Consider the following 18,873-nt stretch of genomic DNA (forward strand, 5'->3'; position numbering starts at 1 on the left):
ATTCCTCAGCTCGGCTGAGCCGAGTATCCCGCTTCCTCGACGGCCGCGGTGATCGCGGCGACCGGGAGCGGGGCGTCGGACGTGACGGTGAGGCGACCGGACGGCAGGTCGACGGCAACTGCCGTGACGCCGGGGACTGCGCCGACCTCTTCCCGGACCGAGGCGACGCAGTGTCCGCAGGTCATCCCGGTGACGGTGTATTCGGCGGTGCTCATGTGTTTCTCCTCGATCTTGTACGGCTACCGGGTGGGGGTACCCGGGGTTCGACACGACCGAAAGTACCCCTGGGGGGTATGCGCGTCAAGTGGTTTCGTGAGACTCTCACCACGGAGATGCGAGAGTGTGACGAGTGTCGACGGGCGCAAACCTGGTCGAGTGTGGTTGACTAGTAAGCGGTCGTAGTTTTTGTGTTTGTGTTAGTCCACGCTCGCAAATCCTGAAGTTGCGGGCGGATGGGTTCTCTCTTCGAGAATCTAACGAAGCCGCCGTGTGACACCGGCCCGGGAATCCCTGACCTGGAGTTCCCGAGTTAGCACTTCGTAAGAGGAGAGAAAGAAACATGGCAGAAGGCACCGTGAAGTGGTTCAACGCTGAAAAGGGCTTCGGCTTCATCGCGCCCGACGACGGCTCCGCCGACGTCTTCGTCCACTACTCGGCCATCCAGACCAACGGCTTCCGCACCCTCGAAGAGAACCAGCGCGTTCGCTTCGAGATCGGCCAGGGCAACAAGGGCCCGCAGGCCACCGACGTCACCGCGATCTGATGTCGCTCCCGGCGTAGCCCGGGATTCGAACGGGACTCCATCCGCAAGGGTGGGGTCCCGTTCCGCGTTTTCGGTCCCGGCGTGCGTACCGCCTATCCTTGGGAATCGTGCTCTCCGTCGTTCCGCGCCCTGTCGTCGTCCGGGCCCCGTCCAAGGTCAACCTGCATCTCGCGGTCGGTGACCTGCGTGCCGACGGCTACCACGAGTTGACGACGGTCTTCCAGGCGTTGTCGCTCACCGACGACGTGTCGGTGGTCCGGTCGGACGCGTTGTCGGTGCGGGTGCGCGGTGAGGGGGCCGCCGCGGTGCCGACCGATCGCACCAACCTCGTCTGGAAGGCGGCCGAGATGCTGGCGGTGGAGGCCGGTATCGCCCCCGACGTCGAGATCTCGATCGACAAGGGCATCCCGGTGGCGGGCGGCATGGCCGGCGGCAGCGCCGACGCGGCCGCCACGCTGGTGGCCCTGAACGAACTGTGGCGTCTGGGTCTCGGCCGTGACGATCTCACCGGTTTCGCGGCGCGGCTCGGCAGTGACGTGCCGTTCGGTCTCCACGGCGGCACCGCGGTCGGCACCGGACGCGGCGAGGAGTTGCTTCCGGTCCTGTCCCGCAACACGTTCCACTGGGTGCTCGCACTCGCGAAGGGCGGGTTGTCGACGCCGACGGTGTTCCGGGAACTCGACCGGTTGCGTGCCGAGGGCGCGCCGCCGCGGGTCGGGGACACCGCCGATCTCATGCATGCGCTGGCCTCCGGTGATGCCGCGGCGCTCGCACCGTTGCTCGGCAACGACCTGCAGTCCGCGGCGCTGTCCCTGGCCCCCGAACTGCGGCGGACCCTCCGGGCGGGGGTGACGGCCGGCGCGCTGGCCGGGATCGTGTCGGGTTCCGGGCCGACGTGCGCGTTCCTGTGCGCGGACGCCGACGCGGCCGTCGACGTGAGCGCAGAACTCTCCGGTGCCGGCGTGTGCCGCACCGTCCGTGTCGCGAGCGGGCCGGTACCCGGCGCTCGCGTGATCGACCTCGAGCCGGAAGGCAGCCTCTGATGGCGAATTTGATCAATCTCGAACAGGTGTCGAAGTCCTTCGGCGTCAAGCCGCTGCTCGATTCCGTGTCCCTCGGGGTGCAGGAGGGGGAGCGGATCGGTGTCGTCGGCCTCAACGGCGGCGGCAAGACCACGATGCTCGAGGTCCTGGCGGGTCTCGAGGAGGCCGACTCCGGCCGGGTCAGCCGGGTCGGCGGCCTGCGCATGGCGGTCGTGACGCAGCGTGGTGTGCTGCCGGACGGTGCCACGGTCGGCGATGTCGTTCTCGGCCCGCTCGGGGTGGCCGACCACGAGTGGGCCGGTGACGCGCGGATCCGCGGCATCCTCGCCGGCATCGGTATCGACGGGCTCGGTCTGGGCACCGGCGTCGACGGCCTGTCCGGTGGCGAACGCCGCCGGGTCGCGCTCGCGGCGGCCCTGGTCCAGGATCTGGATCTGCTGGTGCTCGACGAGCCCACCAACCACCTCGACGTCGAGGGTGTGCAGTGGCTCGCCGAGCATCTGGTGTCGCGGCGGTCGGCGCTGGTCGTCGTCACTCACGACCGCTGGTTCCTCGACACCGTCGCTACCCGCACGTGGGAAGTGGTGGGCGGCAAGGTCGAAAGCTACGAGGGCGGCTACAACGACTGGATCTTCGCCCGCGCCGAGCGGTCCCGGCAGGCCGATGCCGCGGAGGAGCGCAGGCAGAACCTCGCCCGTAAGGAACTCGCGTGGCTGCGGCGCGGACCGCAGGCCCGCACCTCCAAGCCGAAGTACCGGGTGGAGGCCGCGGAGGCCCTGATCGCCGACGTCCCGGAGCCACGCGACAGTATCGCGCTCGCGTCGTTCGCGAAGCGTCGTCTGGGCCGGGTCGTCGTCGAACTCGAGGACGCCCAGCTCACCACCCCGGACGGCCGGGAACTGGTCCACGACCTGACGTGGCGGCTGGCACCGGGTGAACGCGTCGGCCTGGTCGGGGTCAACGGCTCCGGCAAGACGACGCTGCTGCGCACCCTCGCCGGTGAGCTCGAGCCTGCACGCGGCAAGCGGATCGAGGGCCAGACCGTCAAGATCGGGTGGCTGCGTCAGGAACTCGACGACCTGCCCACCGACATGCGGGTCCTCGACGCCGTCAAGGATGTCGCCGAGCGGATCACGTTGGGCGACAAGGAGGTCTCGGCCGGTCAGCTCGCCGAGCGGCTCGGTTTCGCGCCGGCCCGGCAGCGCACCCCGGTGGGGGATCTCTCCGGTGGTGAGCGGCGGCGTCTGCAGCTCACCCGGGTCCTGATGGCAGAACCGAACGTGCTGCTGCTCGACGAGCCCACCAACGACCTCGACATCGACACCCTGCAGCAGCTCGAGGATCTGCTCGACGGCTGGGCGGGCACGATGGTCGTCATCTCCCACGACCGCTACCTGATCGAGCGGATCTGCGACACCACGTGGGCGCTGTTCGGGGACGGCAAGCTCACGAATCTGCCCGGCGGCATCGAGGAGTACCTGCGCCGTCGTGCGGTCCTCGCGCAGCAGGAGGTGGCCCCGTCCGCCGCGTCGAGTGTGGGGGCGTCGGGTGCCGAGGGGTCGGCGGCGAAGCCGGCCCGTGACGGTGCCGCGGATCGTGCGGCCCGCAAGGAACTCTCGCGGCTCGAGCGTACGGTCGCCAAGCTCGACGAGCGGGAGGCGAAGCTGCACGCGCAACTCGCGGAGGCGGCGACCGATCCGGCGAAGCTGATGTCCCTCGACGCCGAACTCAAGCAGGTCGTGGCCGAGAAGGAGGCCGCGGAGGAGACGTGGATGGAGTTGGCTGCCGAACTGGATTAGCCCGGGGCGGACGGGGCCCGGAACGGACGACAATCGCGCTACCCGCCCCGAACGGGTGGGTGGGCGGTTAGCCTGCACGTGTACCGTACGGAGCTTCGGTGGAGGGCGGGCATCGTGGACCTGGAGGCGATCGCCGAGATCAGTCGGCTCAAGTACCGGTACATTCGCGCGCTCGACACCAAGTCGTGGCCGGATTTCGCGGACACCCTGCTGCCGGAGGCGACCGCGACGTACGCCGAGCATCTGAGCTTCGACTCGCGGGATGCGTTCGTGTCGTTCCTACAGGACACGCTCGGTCCGCACGTCATCACCGAACATCATTGCGGGCACCCGGAGATCGACGTGCACGGCGATACCGCGACCGGTGTCTGGTACCTGTCGGACACGCTGGTCGTGCCCGGTGACCAACTGCTGATGCACGGGGCCGCGTTCTATCAGGACCGGTACGCGAAGGATGCGGCGGGACGCTGGAAGATCGCGCACACCGAGTACGAGCGCACGTACGAGTCGGTGTACTCGCTCGCCGACGTGCCCAGTTTCCGGTTGACGTCCAACCGGTGGGCGCTGCTCGGCTCCGCGCAGCCGGGTACGACGCAGCCGGGTACGACGCGGCCGGGGTCGACGGCCGGGACCGCCGGCCGGTAGCCGGAGGCCGCTCCGGGGCGGGTGCGGGCCACCTGGCAGGCTTGGGGGTCTGGCTCGACAGATAAGGAGGTCCGATGACGTCGTTCATTCAGACCCAGGTGCACGGCAGTGTCGCGGAGATCGTCCTCGACCGGCCGAAAGCGCTCAATGCACTGGACCTCGGCATGATTCGCGACATGCGCGCCGCGTTGACGGCGTGGCGCGACGACGACGCGATCACCGCGGTGCTGGTGACGAGTTCGTCGGAGCGGGCGTTCTGCGCCGGCGGTGACATCAAGTCGGTGCGGCAGGCGGCGCTGGATCGTGACACCAATTCGATCCACGCGTTCTTCTCCACCGAGTACGCGCTCGACGCGCTCATCGCGAACTATCCCAAGCCGTATGTCGCGCTCGTCGACGGGCATGCGATGGGTGGCGGTCTCGGGGTGTCGGTGCACGGTTCGGTGCGTGTCGTCACCGAGCGGGCCGCGCTCGCGATGCCTGAGACGGCGATCGGTTTCTTCCCCGACATCGGGGCGAGCTGGTTCCTGCCCCGGCTGACGGGTGCGACGGGCATGTATCTGGGCCTCACGGGTGCCCGCGTGTCCGGTGCGGACGCGGTGTTCGCGGGTCTGGCCACGCATTTCGTGCCGAGCGGTGACCTCGAGGCACTGGCGACCGACATCCGTGGGGCCGGTAGCCGCGCCGACCTCGATGCCGCTCTCGCCCGCCACACGGCCCCGGCCCCCGAGTCGGAGTTGGAAAAGCAACTGCCCGAGATCGACCGGGTCTTCGGGTCGGGCACGGTCACCGACATGCTGGCCCGGCTGACCGCCGACGACGAGTGGACCAAGCAGACCCGTGAGGCGCTGTCCACGCTCGCCCCGAGCAGCCTGTGGATCACCGCGGAACTGGTGCGCCGCGGCGCGGATCAGACCCTCGAACAGTGCCTGGAACTCGAACTGGCCCTGGGCGCCGAGGTCACCCGCAACGCCGACTTCATCGAGGGCGTGCGGGCCGTGCTCGTCGACAAGGACCGCAACCCGTCCTGGAATCCGCCGTCGATCGACGACATCGACGCCGAGGCGATCGAGGCCCTGTTCGCGGAGATCACCGCGGCGGTGTAGCTCCGGTGGTGGCTGCGGATCGTGCGGACTGCCGCTGGATCCGCAGCCACACCACGAATCCCCACAGCACGAAGCCCGCGTACACGAGATACAGCAGCGCCGACGGGTAGTAGCCGCCGTGGAACAGCAGGGGCACGCCGACGATGTCGACGCCGATCCAGACGAGCCAGAACTCGGTCCAGCCGCGGGCCATGCCGAACGTGGCGAGGATCGAACCGGTGAAGATCCACGCGTCGGGCCACGGACCCCACGAGCCGAGCGCCTCGAACACCTTCGCGAACACGACGGTGCCGACCACCATGACGGCGATCATCCCGAGCCGTTGTCGGGTCGACGCCCAGTGCGGCAGGACGGCTTCACCGGATTCGTGCCGGGTACGGGCCCAGCGGGCCCAGCCGTACGCGCTGACGGTGACGAACAGCAGCTGCCGTCCCGCCTGCCCGTACAGATCGAGGTTCTGCGGGGTGTGGAACAGCGCGCCCATGAACACCGTGAACAGCAGCGCGTTGCCGATCATGCCGACCGGCCAGGCCCACACGACCCGTTTCGTGCCGCCGATCGCGGACGCGATGCCGAACGTGTTCCCGATGATCTCGCGCCACAGGATCGTGGCACCACCGACGTGCAGTTCGGCGTCGAACAGGGCCCGCAGCAGGCTCACTGATCGCCTGCGGCGACCAGCGGTTCGAGGGTCAGCTCGGACATCTCCTTCTGGATGTACTGCAGGCGCCACTTGTCGCTGAACAGGGCCAGTAGTACGCCGTCGGTGCGGGTGAACACCTCGACACCACGCTGCCGCCCGAGTTCGGTGGCGGAGGCGGCGTCGGTGCGGCGGGCCAGCTGGTACGGCAGGTTCTCGATGAGCGGGGCGACGTTGAACTCGGCCTTCATCCGGGCGGAGACCACCTCGAACTGCATGGGGCCGACGGCCGCCATGACCGGGGACGCGTCGCCGCGGATGTCGTTGCGCAGGATCTGCACGACACCCTCGGATTCGAGCTGGTCGACGGCGCGGCGGAACTGCTTGTACTTGCCGGCGCTCTCGGCGCGCAGCACCGCGAAGTGTTCGGGCGCGAACGACGGGATCGGCGGGTACTCCACCTTCTTGTCGGTGAACAGGGTGTGCCCGGGGGCGAGTGCGTTGGCGTTGACGAGGCCGACGATGTCGCCGGGGTAGGCGCTGTCGACGGTGTTGCGGTCGCGGCCGAACACGGTCAGCGCGTACTTGGTGGCGAACGGCTTGCCGGTCTGCGCGTGCGTGACGACCATGCCGCGTTCGAACACGCCGGAGACGACGCGCATGAACGCCAGCCGGTCACGGTGGGCGGCGTCCATGCCGGCCTGCACCTTGAACACGACAGCGCTGAACGGGTCGGTCACCTGCCGCTCGGCGCCGGTGACGGTCTTGTGCGGACCCGGTGCCGGGGCGAGCGCGATGAGGGCGTCGAGGATCTGCCGGACACCGAAGTTGAGCATCGCGGACGCGAAGATCACCGGCGAGGTCTGGCCGGCGAGGAACATCTCCTGGTCGTGGTCCTGACCGGTCGCCGAGAGCAGTTCGCTCTCCTCGGCGGCCGTCGCCCACTCGTCGCCCTCCCGCTCGAGCGCCTGGTCCGGGTCCATCCGCTCCTCGGGGGCGATCTTCGCGCCGCCGGCGGTGCGGGTGAACCGGATGTACTCCTCGGCGGAACCGTCTTCACCACGCCGGAGGAGTCCCCGGAAATCGCCGGCGATACCGACCGGCCAGTACAGCGGGGTGGGGGTGAGGTTGATGCGCTCGCTGATCTCGTCGAGCAGTTCGAGCGGGGTGCGGCCCGGCCGGTCCCACTTGTTGATGACGGTGACGACGGGGATGCCGTGGTGGTGGCACACCTGGAACAGCTTCAACGTCTGCGGCTCGAGGCCCTTCGCGGCGTCGATGAGCATGACGGCGGCGTCGACGGCGGTGAGGACGCGGTAGGTGTCCTCGGAGAAGTCGGAGTGACCGGGGGTGTCGACGAGGTTGATCACGTTGATCTGGTCGTCGGGGGTCTCTTCGGAGTGGTAGTTGAACTGCAGCGCCGTCGACGACACCGAGATGCCGCGGGCCTTCTCCATCTCCATCCAGTCGGACACCGTCGACTTGCGTCCGGCCTTGCCGTGCACGGCACCGGCCTCGGAGATCTTCTTCGCATGCAGCGCCAGCGCCTCGGTGAGCGTCGACTTACCGGCGTCGGGGTGGGCGATGACGGCGAACGTGCGGCGCCGGGCCGCCTCGGTCGCGAGGGACTTCGGTGCGGTACCGGTGGGCGTCTCGGTTCCTGGGGTGACCGCCTGCTCGGCGGTGCTGATCTCGGCCGAGTCGGGCGCGCTGGTCAACGGTGAACCTCTCGAGAGTCGGATTCGGGGCCGCTACCAGGGTACGCGGGCGCCGGCAGGCGGTAACAGGTCGGCACCGCTTGCGGATATACGTCTCGGAGATCCGCCACACCGTCGTAGTGTCCGCACTGGACCGGTAGGAGCTTTCATGAGCACGTTCACCGACGAGATGTATGCCACGGCCGCGACCAGTTCGCGGGTCCTGATCACGGGTGAGCCGGACGCCCCGCTGCGCCAGAGTTGGGGCGAGGTGCATGCGATCGCCCGACGGATGGCCGGCGCCCTGGCCGCCGCCGGTATCGGCCGCGGCGATGCGATCGGGGTGCTGGCCGGGATGCCGGTCGACATCGCGCCGGCCTGTCAGGCGATCTGGATGCGCGGCGGATCGGTGACGATGCTGCACCAGCCCACCCCGCGCACCGACCTGCAGGTGTGGGTGCGTGACACCGAGGCCGTCGTCCGGATGATCTCGGCATCCGCGGTGATCGTCGGCGCGCCGTTCGAGGCGGCGGTCCCGCTGCTCACCGAACGCGGCATCACCGTCGTCACGGTCGACGCGATGCGCGACGGACCCGACATCGATCCCGTCGACACTGCCGAATCCGACATCGCGCTGCAGCAGTTGACGTCCGGCTCCACCGGGTCTCCGAAGGCCGTGCAGCTCACCCACGGCAACTTCTACGCCAACGCGTCCGCGATGATCGACCGGGTCAAGGTCAGCCCCGAGCGGGACGTGATGATCAGCTGGCTGCCGCTGTTCCACGACATGGGCATGATCGGGTTCCTCACCGTGCCCATGCAGATCGGTGCCACCACCGTCCACATCACGCCCCTGGACTTCCTGCGGGCGCCACTGCTGTGGGCCGAGCTGATGGGTAAATATCGCGGAACCGTCACCGCTGCGCCGAACTTCGCGTACTCGCTGCTGGCGCGACGGCTCGCGCAGGCGCCGGCGGGGGAGTACGACCTGTCGTCGATGCGATGCATGCTCAACGGCGCTGAACCCGTCGACCCCGACACCATGATCGCGCTCGCCGACGCCGGCACCCGGTTCGGTCTCGACCCGACCGCACTCGCCCCCACCTACGGGATGGCGGAGGTGACGCTCGCCGTGTCGGTGCCCGAACCCGGGCAGGGGCTCGTCCTCGACCGTGTCGACCCGGACCTGCTCGAGGCCGGTGGCCTTGCCGTGCAGTCGAATCGGAGCAACGCCCGGCCCCTGGCCACTCTCGGGCCGCTCGTGCCCGGACTGGAGGGGCGCGTCGTCGCCCGCGACGGACTCGAACTGCCGAGACGCGCCGTCGGCGTCATCGAACTACGCGGAAAATCTGTCACCCCCGGCTATCTCACCGTCGACGGCCCCGTCGCCACCCAGGACGACGACGGTTGGATCGACACCGGCGACATCGGCTACTTCACCGAGGACGGCCTCGTCGTCGTGTGCGGGCGCGCCAAGGACGTCATCATCATGGGCGGCCGCAACGTCTATCCCACCGACATCGAACGCGCCGCCGGAACCGTCGACGGCGTGCGCCCCGGCAACGCCGTCGCCATCCGCCTCGACGCCGGCGACAAACGTGAAAGCTTCGCCGTCGCAGTCGAAACCAACGCCATCGACGACCCCGACGAAGTGCGCCGCATCGAACGCGACGTGGCCCGCGCCATCGTCACCGACGTCGGCGTCCGCCCCCGCACCGTCGCCGTCCTCGGACCCGGATCCATCCCCAAGACGTCGTCCGGGAAACTGCGGCGCTCGAGTTCGGCGGGGTTGCTGTAGCTTCTCGTCAGGCTGCGCTGCGGAGCGGTTCGACGATCCGGTCGGCGATGGCGCGTCGGGTGGCGTCGGGGATGCGGGCCTCGAAGGCGCGACGAGTCGCCAGTGCGAGCCGGTCGGCGGTCTCGTTGAGCAGGTGTCCGTTGTGGCCGCGCACCCAGGACAGGCGGATCTCGCGTTTCCGGAGCACGTCGTGGAGGCGGGACACGACGGCTTTGACGCCGCCGGTGGCGTGCAATGCCCAGTCGGTGTCGAGCAGTCCGAGGTGCTGCAGTGATGCCTGGCTGTCGGTGAGGATGTGCAGGCGGCGGCCGGGGAAGCGGGCGACGGCCAGTTCGATGGCGAGCAGTTCGCCCTCGAGCACGGTTGTGACGTCGGGGACCATCATCTGGTGGCGGACGCCGTCCTCGCTGACGCAGGCCACGCCGACTCCCCGGCGGCGTGACTTGGACGCGTCGGTGGCGACGGTCAGTTCGGGCAGGGCCGCGATTCGGGCGAGTTCGTGTTCCGCGAGGTCGGTGGCGCGGGCCCGGTCGTCGGCGTCGAGGACGGTGAGCGCTGTGCGGGTGAGGTCGAGGAACGTGCCGCGGGCGACGTCGACGAGGGTCACGGACGGGAAGGCGTCGACGACGGCGGCGATCTCCTTGCGGAGTGTGTTGTCGGTGACGTGGAGCAGGATGGGCTCGGAGGCCGCGGCGGCGACGTCCAGCAGCAGGGTGAACGCGTCGAGGCCGGTGCCGTAGAGCGCGGTATCGGTGGCGGTGTCGCGGGTGAACAGGTGGGTGCGGGTGTCGGCGTGGTCGGTCCAGGCGGCGACGGCACGCGAGAGGTCTACGGGGCCGGAGACGCTGCTCTGGTTTCTGCGGAGGTGGATGGCTGCGAGCACGGGCGTCTCCTTCGGATCGGTGGTCGGTGATGGAGACAATGCCCGATAGCGGCGACAATTGTGCCTGATTGATTGATAACCGGAGTTATCAACTGATTGCCGGGTTGCATGTCCGGTCGGGGCGGGTGATCGGCTAGATTTCTCGAGCGGCCATCGACCGGTGCCGCACGGTGATCCGGGGAGGGGACGCATGACGCGGACGAGTACGTCACCGGCGCTCCTGCTCACGATGCGTGACATCGCGGACCTCGCGCGGGTGCAGCGGCCGGTGGTGACGATGTGGGCGAGCCGGTTCCGTGGCGGTGATCGCCCGTTCCCGCGGCCGGTGTCGTGGGACGGTCGGACGCCGCGGTTCGACGCCGAGGAGGTCGCCGAGTGGGTGCGGTCCCGCAGTCTCGGCAACAGCGATTCGTTCGCGCAGGACATGGCGGTGCTCGCGGTGTTCGAGCAGGCGACGGAGCTGGGGCCGACGGTCGTCGCCGACGGGGTCACTGCGCTGCTCTGCCTCAAGGCGCTGCTGGGGGAGCAGTTGTCGGAGTGGTGCGCGGACGATCTGGTGGACGAGGCCGAGGAGGTCGACCCGGACGACGAGTTCTTGTTCTCCGAGGTGCAGGCGCTGGGGGAGCATCTCGGGGCGGTCGCGGCGCATGTGGATCGGATGTCGGATGCGGCGTTCACGCCGGCGCACGCGTTCGAGACGGTGATGTCGCGCCGGTTCCGCCGGCAGTGGTCGGCCCTGTCGGACACGACGTTGGTGGACACGACGCTCGCGTCCGGTGCGCGGGATCTGGTTGCCCGGGTGGCGGTGTCGCTGGCTGCGGGGGAGCGGCCGCTGTTCGTCGATCCGTCTCCGGAGAACGTCGATCTGTTGGTGGCGCTGCAGGGTGCGTTGCCGGAGGATCATGGTGCGGTCGTGATGACCGCGGCGTCGTCGACGTCGGGTGCGCGTCGGGCGCGACGCCGGTTGGCGACGCACCGGATGACACGGATTGCGCCGCCGGACGGCGGGTTTCGTGGCGAGTTCAGTCTGGATCGGCCGGCGATGTTCGTGACGCAGTTTCCGTCGCCGGCGACGGTCGACTACACCGATGCCGATGTGCTGGGTGCGATCGACAATGTCGCGGTGCAGATGGGTCCGGGTCAGCGGGGGGTGCTGATCGGTCCGGCGGCGGTGCTGGTCGACCGGTTGCGGGATCGGGAGTGCGAGGCGATCCGCTCGGGGTTGCTGCGGTCCGGTCATCTGCGGGCGGCGATCCGGTTGCCGGAGGGGCTGTTGCCGACGCGTCCGGGCACGTCGATGGCGTTGTGGGTGCTGGGCGAGGCCGACGAGTCGGGGCCGGAGGTGCCGCGGCACATGATGCTGGCCGATCTGGGGGCCGTCGCACTGACCGACGACACGATCGACGGGGTGGTCGCGGATGTGGCGGCGGCGATGGGGTCGGCGCGGGAGGTGCAGGCGCACGCGTTCCGGTTCGGGTTCGCCCGCCGCACGTCGGAGGTGGTGGCCGCGTCGGGTGCGTTGACGACGCTGCCGCGGGTGCACCGGCTGCGGCAGGATCCGGCGGAGGCGGCGGCCCGGGTCCTCGAACTGGTGGGTGCGAGCGATGTTGCGGCCGCCCGGATCGGTGCGGGGCCGGATCTGCGTGTCTCGTACCGGGATCCGGGCGACCGGCGGGTGCCGACGGTGGGGGATCTGGTGGACGGCAAGGATCTGAAGCTGGTGTCGGGGAACCGGATCGACGGCGACGATGTCGTTCCGGGCGGCACGGTGCCGGTGATCGGGGCGGACGAGGTGTCGGGCAGGGCTGCGGTCGGTCGCAGGGGGATCGACCGTTTGACGCTGACCGCGAAGTATCCGAGTGGCCGCTACACCGAGTCGGGGGACGTCGTGTTCTGCGCGGGGCCGGGTGGGGGTGCGCTCGTCGACCATGCGGGGGCGTCGGTGGTGCAGTGGCCGGCCCGTATTCTGCGGATCACCGACCCGCAGGTGTCGGGGCTGTGTGCGGATGTGCTTGCCCACCAACTCCGTTCGAACGGGGGTACGGGGAAGCCGCCGGGGGCGATCCGTGGGGGTGTCGGGTGGCGGGCCTGCCCGATGCCGCGGGTCGATCCCGCCGATCTACCGGCCGTCGATGCCGCGCTGGGTGATCTGCGGGCGCGTCGTGCGGCCGCGCAGGCGCTGCTGGATGCCCTCGACGATCTGACCATCACGCTGGTGGACGGTGTGGCGCACGGTGCGCTCACGGTCACGTCGGCACCGAAGACTGTTACAGAGAAAGGCTGACGATGCCACCGAAGAAGAAGACCGGGACGGTTTCGGCTCCGTCGACGATGAAGGAACTGAAGGACACGCTGTGGAAGGCCGCGGACAAGCTGCGCGGTTCGATGGACGCATCCCAGTACAAGGATGTGATCCTGGGGTTGGTGTTCCTCAAGTACGTGTCGGATGCGTTCGAGGAGCGGCGCGAGCAGATCCGTGAGGAACTGGTCGCGGACGGCATGAACGAGGAGCAGATCGCGTTCCTGATCGACGACGAGGACGAGTATGTCGGCGGTTCGGTGTTCTATGTGCCGGAGGCGGCCCGCTGGTCGCATCTGGCGCAGAACGCGAAGGGGATCCAGGACGCGGTCGGCGTGGCGGGGAGCACGGTCGGCGAGCTGGTGAATGCGGCGATGCTGGCGTTGATGCAGGCCAACAAGAACCTCGAGGGCACGCTTCCGGCGATCTTCAACAACGCGAGTGTCGATCAGCGTCGTCTGGGTGAGTTGATCGACTTGTTCAACGACACCCGGTTCACCGGGCAGGGCGCGACGAAGGCCCGGGATCTGTTGGGCGAGGTGTACGAGTACTTCTTGGAGAAGTTCGCGCGCGCCGAGGGCAAGCGGGGCGGCGAGTTCTACACGCCGGCGGGTGTGGTGCGGGTGCTGGTGGAGATGCTCGAGCCGTTCAGCGGCCGCGTCTACGACCCGTGTTGCGGGTCGGGTGGCATGTTCGTGCAGACGGAGAAGTTCATCGAACGGCACGGCGGTAATCCGACCGAGGTGGCCGTGTACGGGCAGGAGTTGAACGAGCGCACGTGGCGGATGGCGAAGATGAATCTCGCGATCCACGGCCTCACCGGCAATCTGGGGGACCGGTGGGAGGACACGTTCACGCAGGACAAGCATCCGGATCTGTTGGCGGACTTCGTTCTCGCGAATCCACCGTTCAACATCAAGGATTGGACGCGCAAGGAGGACGACCGGCGTTGGAAGTTCGGGACACCGCCGGCCGGTAACGCCAACTATGCGTGGATTCAGCACATCATTTCGAAGCTGTCGGAGCGCGGCAGTGCCGGTGTGGTGATGGCAAACGGGTCGATGTCGTCGAATTCCGGTGGGGAGGGCGATATTCGGGCCCGCCTGGTGGAGGCTGATCTGGTGTCGTGCATGATCGCGTTGCCGACCCAGTTGTTCCGCAGCACCGGTATCCCGGTGTGTGTGTGGTTCTTCGCGAAGGACAAGACGGTCGGCCCGAAGGGTTCGATCGACCGGCAGGGGCAGGTACTGTTCATCGATGCCCGCAACCTCGGCTACATGGTGGACCGCGCCGAACGCGCCCTGAGCGACGACGACATCGCGAAGATCGCGGGCACGTTCCATACGTGGCGGGGAACGTCATCAGCTTCCCAAACTGAATACGTCGACGAGCCGGGATTCTGCTATTCGGCGACGCTCGCGGAGATCAAGGACGCCGACTACGCCCTCACCCCCGGACGGTACGTGGGTGCTGCCCCCCTGGAAGACGACGGCGAACCCATCGCCGAGAAACTGGAACGGCTCACCAAAGAGCTCTTCGAGCAGTTCGACGAAGCGACACGGCTACAGGCCGTCGTGCGCGAGCAGCTGGGGAGGGTGAAGTGAGGGAGACGACGCTCGGGGAGTTGTGTGCCGAGGGCGGTGGAGGAATCCAGACAGGACCGTTCGGTAGCCAGCTTCACGCCTCCGACTATGTGGCTGTCGGTGTGCCGAGTGTCATGCCGCAGAACATCGGAGACAACGTCATCTTCGAGCAGGAGATTGCACGGATCACCGAAGGTGATGCCGAGCGGTTGTCGAAGTACCGACTGCGGGAGTTCGACATCGTCTACTCCCGTCGTGGTGACGTCGAGAAGCGTGCGCTCGTCCGCGAGCACAATGACGGGTGGCTCTGCGGAACCGGATGTTTGAGAGTCCGGTTCGGAACGGATCCTGTCTGCGACCCAGTCTTCATGTCGTACTACCTGGGTACTGAGGAAAGTCGTACGTGGATCAAGTCGCATGCAGTCGGTGCGACGATGCCTAACCTGAACACGGGGATCCTGTCGGCGCTACCAGTCAAGGTGCCGGAGCTCAGTGAGCAGCGCGCCATCGCCGAGGTCCTCGGCGCCCTCGATGACAAGATCGCCGCGAACCGGAAGTTGGTTGCGAAGTGTGAGGAGTTGTCGTCGGTCAACTTCGCGCAGATGCTCGAACATGCGACTTCGATACCTCTGTCACGGACGGCAGAGTTCATCAACGGCAAGGCTTTCACGAAGGGGGCCAGTGGAACTGGACGTGTTGTTGTAAGGATCGCTGAACTTAATTCGGGGATCGGTGGCTCCACCGTTTTCAACGACATCGAGGTTGACGACAAGCATGTCGCGAGGCCGGGCGACATCCTGTTCGCCTGGTCGGGGTCGCTGACCCTGCACCGGTGGTTCCGTGATGAGGCGATCGTGAACCAGCACATCTTCAAGGTTCTTCCAGCCGAGGGGTACCCATCCTGGCTGGTGCACCAGCTGATCGCTCGGAAACTCCAGCAGTTCCGGGACATTGCAGCAGACAAGGCCACCACGATGGGACACATTCAGCGTCGACATCTGGATGAGACAGTCGATGTTCCGGTGGCTGAGTTGATCGCAGAACACGACTCGCTGATGTCTGGGCTCTGGCAGATCGCCCTGACTGCGGAGCAGGAGTCTGAAGTTCTTACCGCCACCCGCGACGCGCTCCTTCCGCGTCTGATGTCCGGTGAACTCCGGGTTCGTGATGCGGAGCGTGTGGTCGAGGGTGGTCTGTGACCACCGAGAAGCCCTCGAGCGCAGGGCAGTCCGAGGATTTTGTCGCGGAAGCCGAGCGGGTTGTCGCGAACCTCGACCATCCCGACTGGGTGCAGTTGAGGTCCCTCGTCGAGCAGGCAGAAGATCGGTGGCCGGCAGACCATACCGGTTTCCGGGCCCCGTGGGAGCGTGAGGAAATCGATCCGCTGGCCGTGGAGATTCACGACTTCCTCCACAGTCACGGGCTGATCGTCCACGGATTCCACTACACCGCATGGGATCCCGGCTCCCATAAGATGAACCTGTTCGGCCCCCGGAACCTCGCCCAGCAACTCGACGTCACCGAAACCGTCGGCCTCATAGCGGGCTCCTCCGGAACACCACATCAAGTCGCAGACTCGCTCGAGAACGGTTCCCTCACACCGCTGCTCGGGCGACTACTCGACTTCCGCACGCAAGGAGACCACTGAATGGCGAACGCACTCGGCGACCGGACCGCCCGTATCCTCGCCGGCCGCAACATCTGGGACGAACTCACTCCACTACTGGCACCGCATGCAGCAACCATCACCGCTGCCGTCGCCTACATCGGCAGCAACGCCGCCGAACTTCTCCCACTACGCCGAGGCTCGACGATCATCGTCGACGCCGACATCACGACCGTTCGTGCCGGTGCCACCGACCCGAACGTCCTTCTCACATGGGCGCGGTCAGGGGTGAAGGTCTACTCGTTGAAGAACCTGCACGCCAAACTGATCCTCGCCGAAGCCGTCGACACCGAGCACGACGCGTTCACCGTCGCCGGCTCCGCGAACCTGTCGGCATCGTCCGCCACCAGACTGTACGAATCCGTCGTTCTGGCCGACGGCGAATGCCTCGACGAAGCACGGGAAGCGCTCATCGAATGGAAGCGGAAAGCAACGATGCTCACCCCCGCCGCCCTCGAGCAACTCGTGGACGAGTACGCCACCGAGAGAACTCCGACACCTCCCGACGCTGACGACGAGGACGGAGACGTGGAGGACGGGGAAAGCGTTCCGTGGAGACGTCCCAAGGTGCTGCACCTCACGGCGGCGGAGCCGGACATCGAACCGAGTGAGGAGGCGCAGGCGCATAAGGAGAAACTCGCAACCGAGTACGGATGCGCAGGAGACTCCGGCTATCGCATCGACATGTTCTGGTGGGACGATACCGACCGCGTGCAGTACGACAACGGCGAACACGTCATTCTCGTCGAAGGCACCAAGTCCTGGAAGCCTCGCAGCAACGGGTCGGTCAGTGAGCCCGGCGAGCTGATCTACACCTACCTGGACACGCAGGCGTGGCCGCAGCGCCGCTACTACTACCTGCTGGTGCAGGTCTCGGAATGTGACGTCAGGGTGCCCGATGTCGAGGCGCTGTTCGAGAACCTGGGCGAGAAGCCGGCGTTCAACCAAAAGTATGTCCGGCCCGTGTTCGTCGACGCGCTCCTCGGGCTCTGGCCCGATCTCGAGTACGAGGACGCCTGAAACCTGTCGGATCCTATTGCCACACTGGGGAACACCATGAACACCATTCGTCCCTACCTCCGTGTCGTCGCCGGTTTCTTCGCCGGCGTCTGCACGTGGGTCGCGATCGTCGACCTCATCCACCTCGACGTCGGTGCGGCCGTGATCTCGCTGCTGTTCGCGGCCGGCCTCTGGTACCTCGCCGTCGGCCGCCCCATCCGGGACCACCTCGCCCGCATCAAAGCCGACAACGCTGCCCTCGCCGCCCGCGCCCAAGCCGGACACGAGGCGTTCCTCGCCGGCAACACCGCAGCCGCGTTCGCGCCGCCACCCGAAGCGGCACCGCGGAAACCGATCCGCAAGGGCGTCCTCGCCGCCTCCATCCTCGCGGCCCTGTTCGTCCTCATCGGCATCATCGGTGACATCAGCGACGGCCTCGACAACACCTCGACCACCACGCCGTCCACACAACCCGCCACCCACATGCCCGACCCGGCGGTGCCGGGCGCACCCGCAGCACAGACACTCATGCCGAACGTCGTGTGCATGAATCTGCAAGCCGCACAGGACACCATCCAGGAAACCGGTGTCTACTACTCCCGCAGCGAGGACGCCACCGGCAAGCAGCGCATGCAGGTGTCCGACCGTAACTGGGTTGTCGTCGAACAGAGCCCCGCACCCGGCACCCCCATCGGAGAAGGCGGCGCGACGCTGTCCGTCGTCAAATACGGAGAACCCGGAGACTGCTCGTAGTTTCCGGCTCACCCACTCACGGTCAGGAGACCCGCTGAATTGACCACGCCCACCGACAAGCTCGACGGTCTGCTCCACCAGGTCCGAACCGCTGCACAGAAACTCGCTGACGAACTCGAATATGCTCTCGAACTCCTCCGGGAAGAAGAGTCCATCGAGATCGACGTGCAGCAGCTCACGCTCGATTGGAATCGTGCACGAACCGAGCTTGCGATGGCGGTCTACGGCACCTCCACCTACCCCGACGGCGGACTTGACGCCTGCGCGAAAGTCATCGCCGACCGCCGACGATACGGCGACCTGGAAGCGGAAGTGGCGCGGGCGCAGTCGGAGCTCCGCTACCTCGAACAGTCCCCGGCCGGCCTGGTGCAGGAACTCACCGCCCTGATCGCATCCAAGCGTGAGCAGGTCGAACTCCTCGCAGCCGAGCTCGCCGAGATCACGCCGCCGTCGGCGCCCGCACCGCCCGCACCGGCGCCTCCACCTCTGCCCGAGCCCGCACCGGTGGCCATGCCTCCGAAACCCGACCGTTGCGATGTGTGTGCGGAGCGCCAAGATCACCTCGAGTCGTCCGGTGATCATTGGAGTTGCGCCGAATGCCTGTGTTTGGAGAAGGAAGTGGACTCCGCGAGAAAGAGGCTCGAGTCGTGGGGTGCTCGCCCGCTTGACCAGTCCGTCCCCTCGACGAGTGAACTCCCCGGTGTTGCCGCGGTCCGTGCTGAGGGCCGAGAAGCGATGTATGCGCTCGCGTCACGCCGCAGTGCCGCACAGGCGGCGAAGCGTGCACCGACGCAGGTCCGGCGGCCCGCGAAGCCGGCGGCATCCGGCGGCACGACGCCGCCGTCGGTCGACGATCTCCGACTGCGCTGGAACGCGCACAGCTGAATGAGACAGACAGTCGGTGGACTCCCTGACAAAGGGACTGCCGGCCGGTAGTATCGAAAATATGTTCGAACAGGGGGCGGTTTCCGGAGCCGCGGACGCGGCCGACACGTTACGCGGTCTGCATGCGCGGATCGCGCGGGAACAGTTCACCGAGATCGATGCGGTCACCGACCTGTTCGAAGCCCGCTGCGCCGAGGACAAGCAGGCCGGCCGCAACGAATCCCGGGAAGGCGAGTCCGCGCACGTCGAGGTCGCCGGCATCCTGGGACTCACCGAAACCGCCGCCCGCCGGATGATCGGACTCGGCTACGACC

17 protein-coding genes and 1 pseudogene are annotated in these 18,873 nt (G+C 67.6%); 14 read left to right on the top strand and 4 right to left on the bottom strand.

Annotation, left to right across the window (positions count from 1 at the left end):
• Positions 1-5: 5 nt before the first annotated feature.
• Positions 6-215: a heavy-metal-associated domain-containing protein gene (locus E0497_RS04300; RefSeq protein ID WP_137723531.1), complete on the bottom strand. Its 210-nt coding sequence runs from the start codon at positions 213-215 to the stop codon at positions 6-8.
• A gap of 344 nt (positions 216-559) precedes the next feature.
• Here E0497_RS04300 and cspE point away from each other — a divergent pair, with 344 nt between their 5' ends.
• From cspE to E0497_RS04325, 5 genes are all read left to right on the top strand, one after another.
• Positions 560-763, top strand: a complete 204-nt coding sequence (cspE, locus tag E0497_RS04305; RefSeq protein WP_137723532.1) for a transcription antiterminator/RNA stability regulator CspE — start codon at positions 560-562, stop codon at positions 761-763.
• Positions 764-870: 107 nt separating this feature from the next.
• Positions 871-1,806: a 4-(cytidine 5'-diphospho)-2-C-methyl-D-erythritol kinase gene (locus E0497_RS04310; protein ID WP_137723533.1), complete on the top strand. Its 936-nt coding sequence runs from the start codon at positions 871-873 to the stop codon at positions 1,804-1,806.
• Positions 1,806-3,605, top strand: a complete 1,800-nt coding sequence (locus E0497_RS04315; RefSeq protein ID WP_137723534.1) for an ABC-F family ATP-binding cassette domain-containing protein — start codon at positions 1,806-1,808, stop codon at positions 3,603-3,605. Before E0497_RS04310 ends, E0497_RS04315 begins: the two co-directional genes overlap by 1 nt.
• Before the next feature lie 114 nt (positions 3,606-3,719).
• Complete coding sequence (locus E0497_RS04320; protein ID WP_137723535.1) at positions 3,720-4,250, top strand: nuclear transport factor 2 family protein; 531 nt, start codon at positions 3,720-3,722, stop codon at positions 4,248-4,250.
• Between the two features lie 74 nt (positions 4,251-4,324).
• Complete coding sequence (locus tag E0497_RS04325) at positions 4,325-5,356, top strand: enoyl-CoA hydratase/isomerase family protein (protein WP_137723536.1); 1,032 nt, start codon at positions 4,325-4,327, stop codon at positions 5,354-5,356.
• Here E0497_RS04325 and pnuC read toward each other — a convergent pair.
• Together pnuC and E0497_RS04335 are read right to left on the bottom strand one after the other, a co-directional pair.
• Complete coding sequence (gene pnuC, locus E0497_RS04330) at positions 5,340-6,017, bottom strand: nicotinamide riboside transporter PnuC (protein WP_137723537.1); 678 nt, start codon at positions 6,015-6,017, stop codon at positions 5,340-5,342. The two genes, E0497_RS04325 and pnuC, sit on opposite strands and share 17 nt — an antisense overlap.
• Positions 6,014-7,714, bottom strand: coding sequence for a peptide chain release factor 3 (locus E0497_RS04335; protein ID WP_137723538.1), 1,701 nt, complete (start codon positions 7,712-7,714; stop codon positions 6,014-6,016). Before E0497_RS04335 ends, pnuC begins: the two co-directional genes overlap by 4 nt.
• Positions 7,715-7,862: 148 nt before the next feature.
• On the opposite strand from E0497_RS04335, the gene E0497_RS04340 reads away from it, so the two are divergent.
• Positions 7,863-9,491 carry a fatty acyl-AMP ligase gene (locus E0497_RS04340; protein WP_137723539.1) on the top strand — a complete coding sequence of 543 codons (1,629 nt, stop codon included), beginning with the start codon at positions 7,863-7,865 and terminating at the stop codon, positions 9,489-9,491.
• A gap of 7 nt (positions 9,492-9,498) precedes the next feature.
• Here the strand turns inward: E0497_RS04340 and E0497_RS04345 are convergent, their stop codons facing one another.
• Positions 9,499-10,374: an RNase H family protein gene (locus E0497_RS04345; protein WP_137723540.1), complete on the bottom strand. Its 876-nt coding sequence runs from the start codon at positions 10,372-10,374 to the stop codon at positions 9,499-9,501.
• A gap of 190 nt (positions 10,375-10,564) precedes the next feature.
• Between E0497_RS04345 and E0497_RS04350 the strand changes: the two genes are divergently transcribed.
• The 8 genes and pseudogenes from E0497_RS04350 to E0497_RS04385 all read left to right on the top strand — a co-directional run.
• Positions 10,565-12,658 (top strand): helix-turn-helix transcriptional regulator, encoded by a 2,094-nt coding sequence (locus E0497_RS04350; protein WP_137723541.1) that lies wholly within the window; start codon positions 10,565-10,567, stop codon positions 12,656-12,658.
• Between the two features lie 2 nt (positions 12,659-12,660).
• Positions 12,661-14,277 carry a class I SAM-dependent DNA methyltransferase gene (locus E0497_RS04355; RefSeq protein WP_137723542.1) on the top strand — a complete coding sequence of 539 codons (1,617 nt, stop codon included), beginning with the start codon at positions 12,661-12,663 and terminating at the stop codon, positions 14,275-14,277.
• Positions 14,274-15,455 (top strand): restriction endonuclease subunit S, encoded by a 1,182-nt coding sequence (locus tag E0497_RS04360; protein WP_137723543.1) that lies wholly within the window; start codon positions 14,274-14,276, stop codon positions 15,453-15,455. The genes E0497_RS04355 and E0497_RS04360 overlap by 4 nt, the downstream gene beginning before the upstream one ends.
• Positions 15,452-15,904 carry a hypothetical protein gene (locus E0497_RS04365; RefSeq protein WP_137723544.1) on the top strand — a complete coding sequence of 151 codons (453 nt, stop codon included), beginning with the start codon at positions 15,452-15,454 and terminating at the stop codon, positions 15,902-15,904. Before E0497_RS04360 ends, E0497_RS04365 begins: the two co-directional genes overlap by 4 nt.
• Positions 15,905-16,942, top strand: coding sequence for a phospholipase D family protein (locus E0497_RS04370; protein ID WP_137723545.1), 1,038 nt, complete (start codon positions 15,905-15,907; stop codon positions 16,940-16,942).
• 36 nt (positions 16,943-16,978) lie between these two features.
• Positions 16,979-17,674, top strand: coding sequence for a PASTA domain-containing protein (locus E0497_RS04375; protein WP_137723546.1), 696 nt, complete (start codon positions 16,979-16,981; stop codon positions 17,672-17,674).
• Positions 17,675-17,713: 39 nt separating this feature from the next.
• Positions 17,714-18,559 (top strand): hypothetical protein, encoded by an 846-nt coding sequence (locus E0497_RS04380; RefSeq protein WP_137723547.1) that lies wholly within the window; start codon positions 17,714-17,716, stop codon positions 18,557-18,559.
• Between the two features lie 61 nt (positions 18,560-18,620).
• A pseudogene (locus E0497_RS04385) lies at positions 18,621-18,873 on the top strand (HNH endonuclease signature motif containing protein); the annotation flags it as partial.

The organism is Prescottella subtropica, assembly GCF_005434945.1.
Classification (GTDB): Bacteria; Actinomycetota; Actinomycetes; order Mycobacteriales; family Mycobacteriaceae; genus Prescottella; species Prescottella subtropica.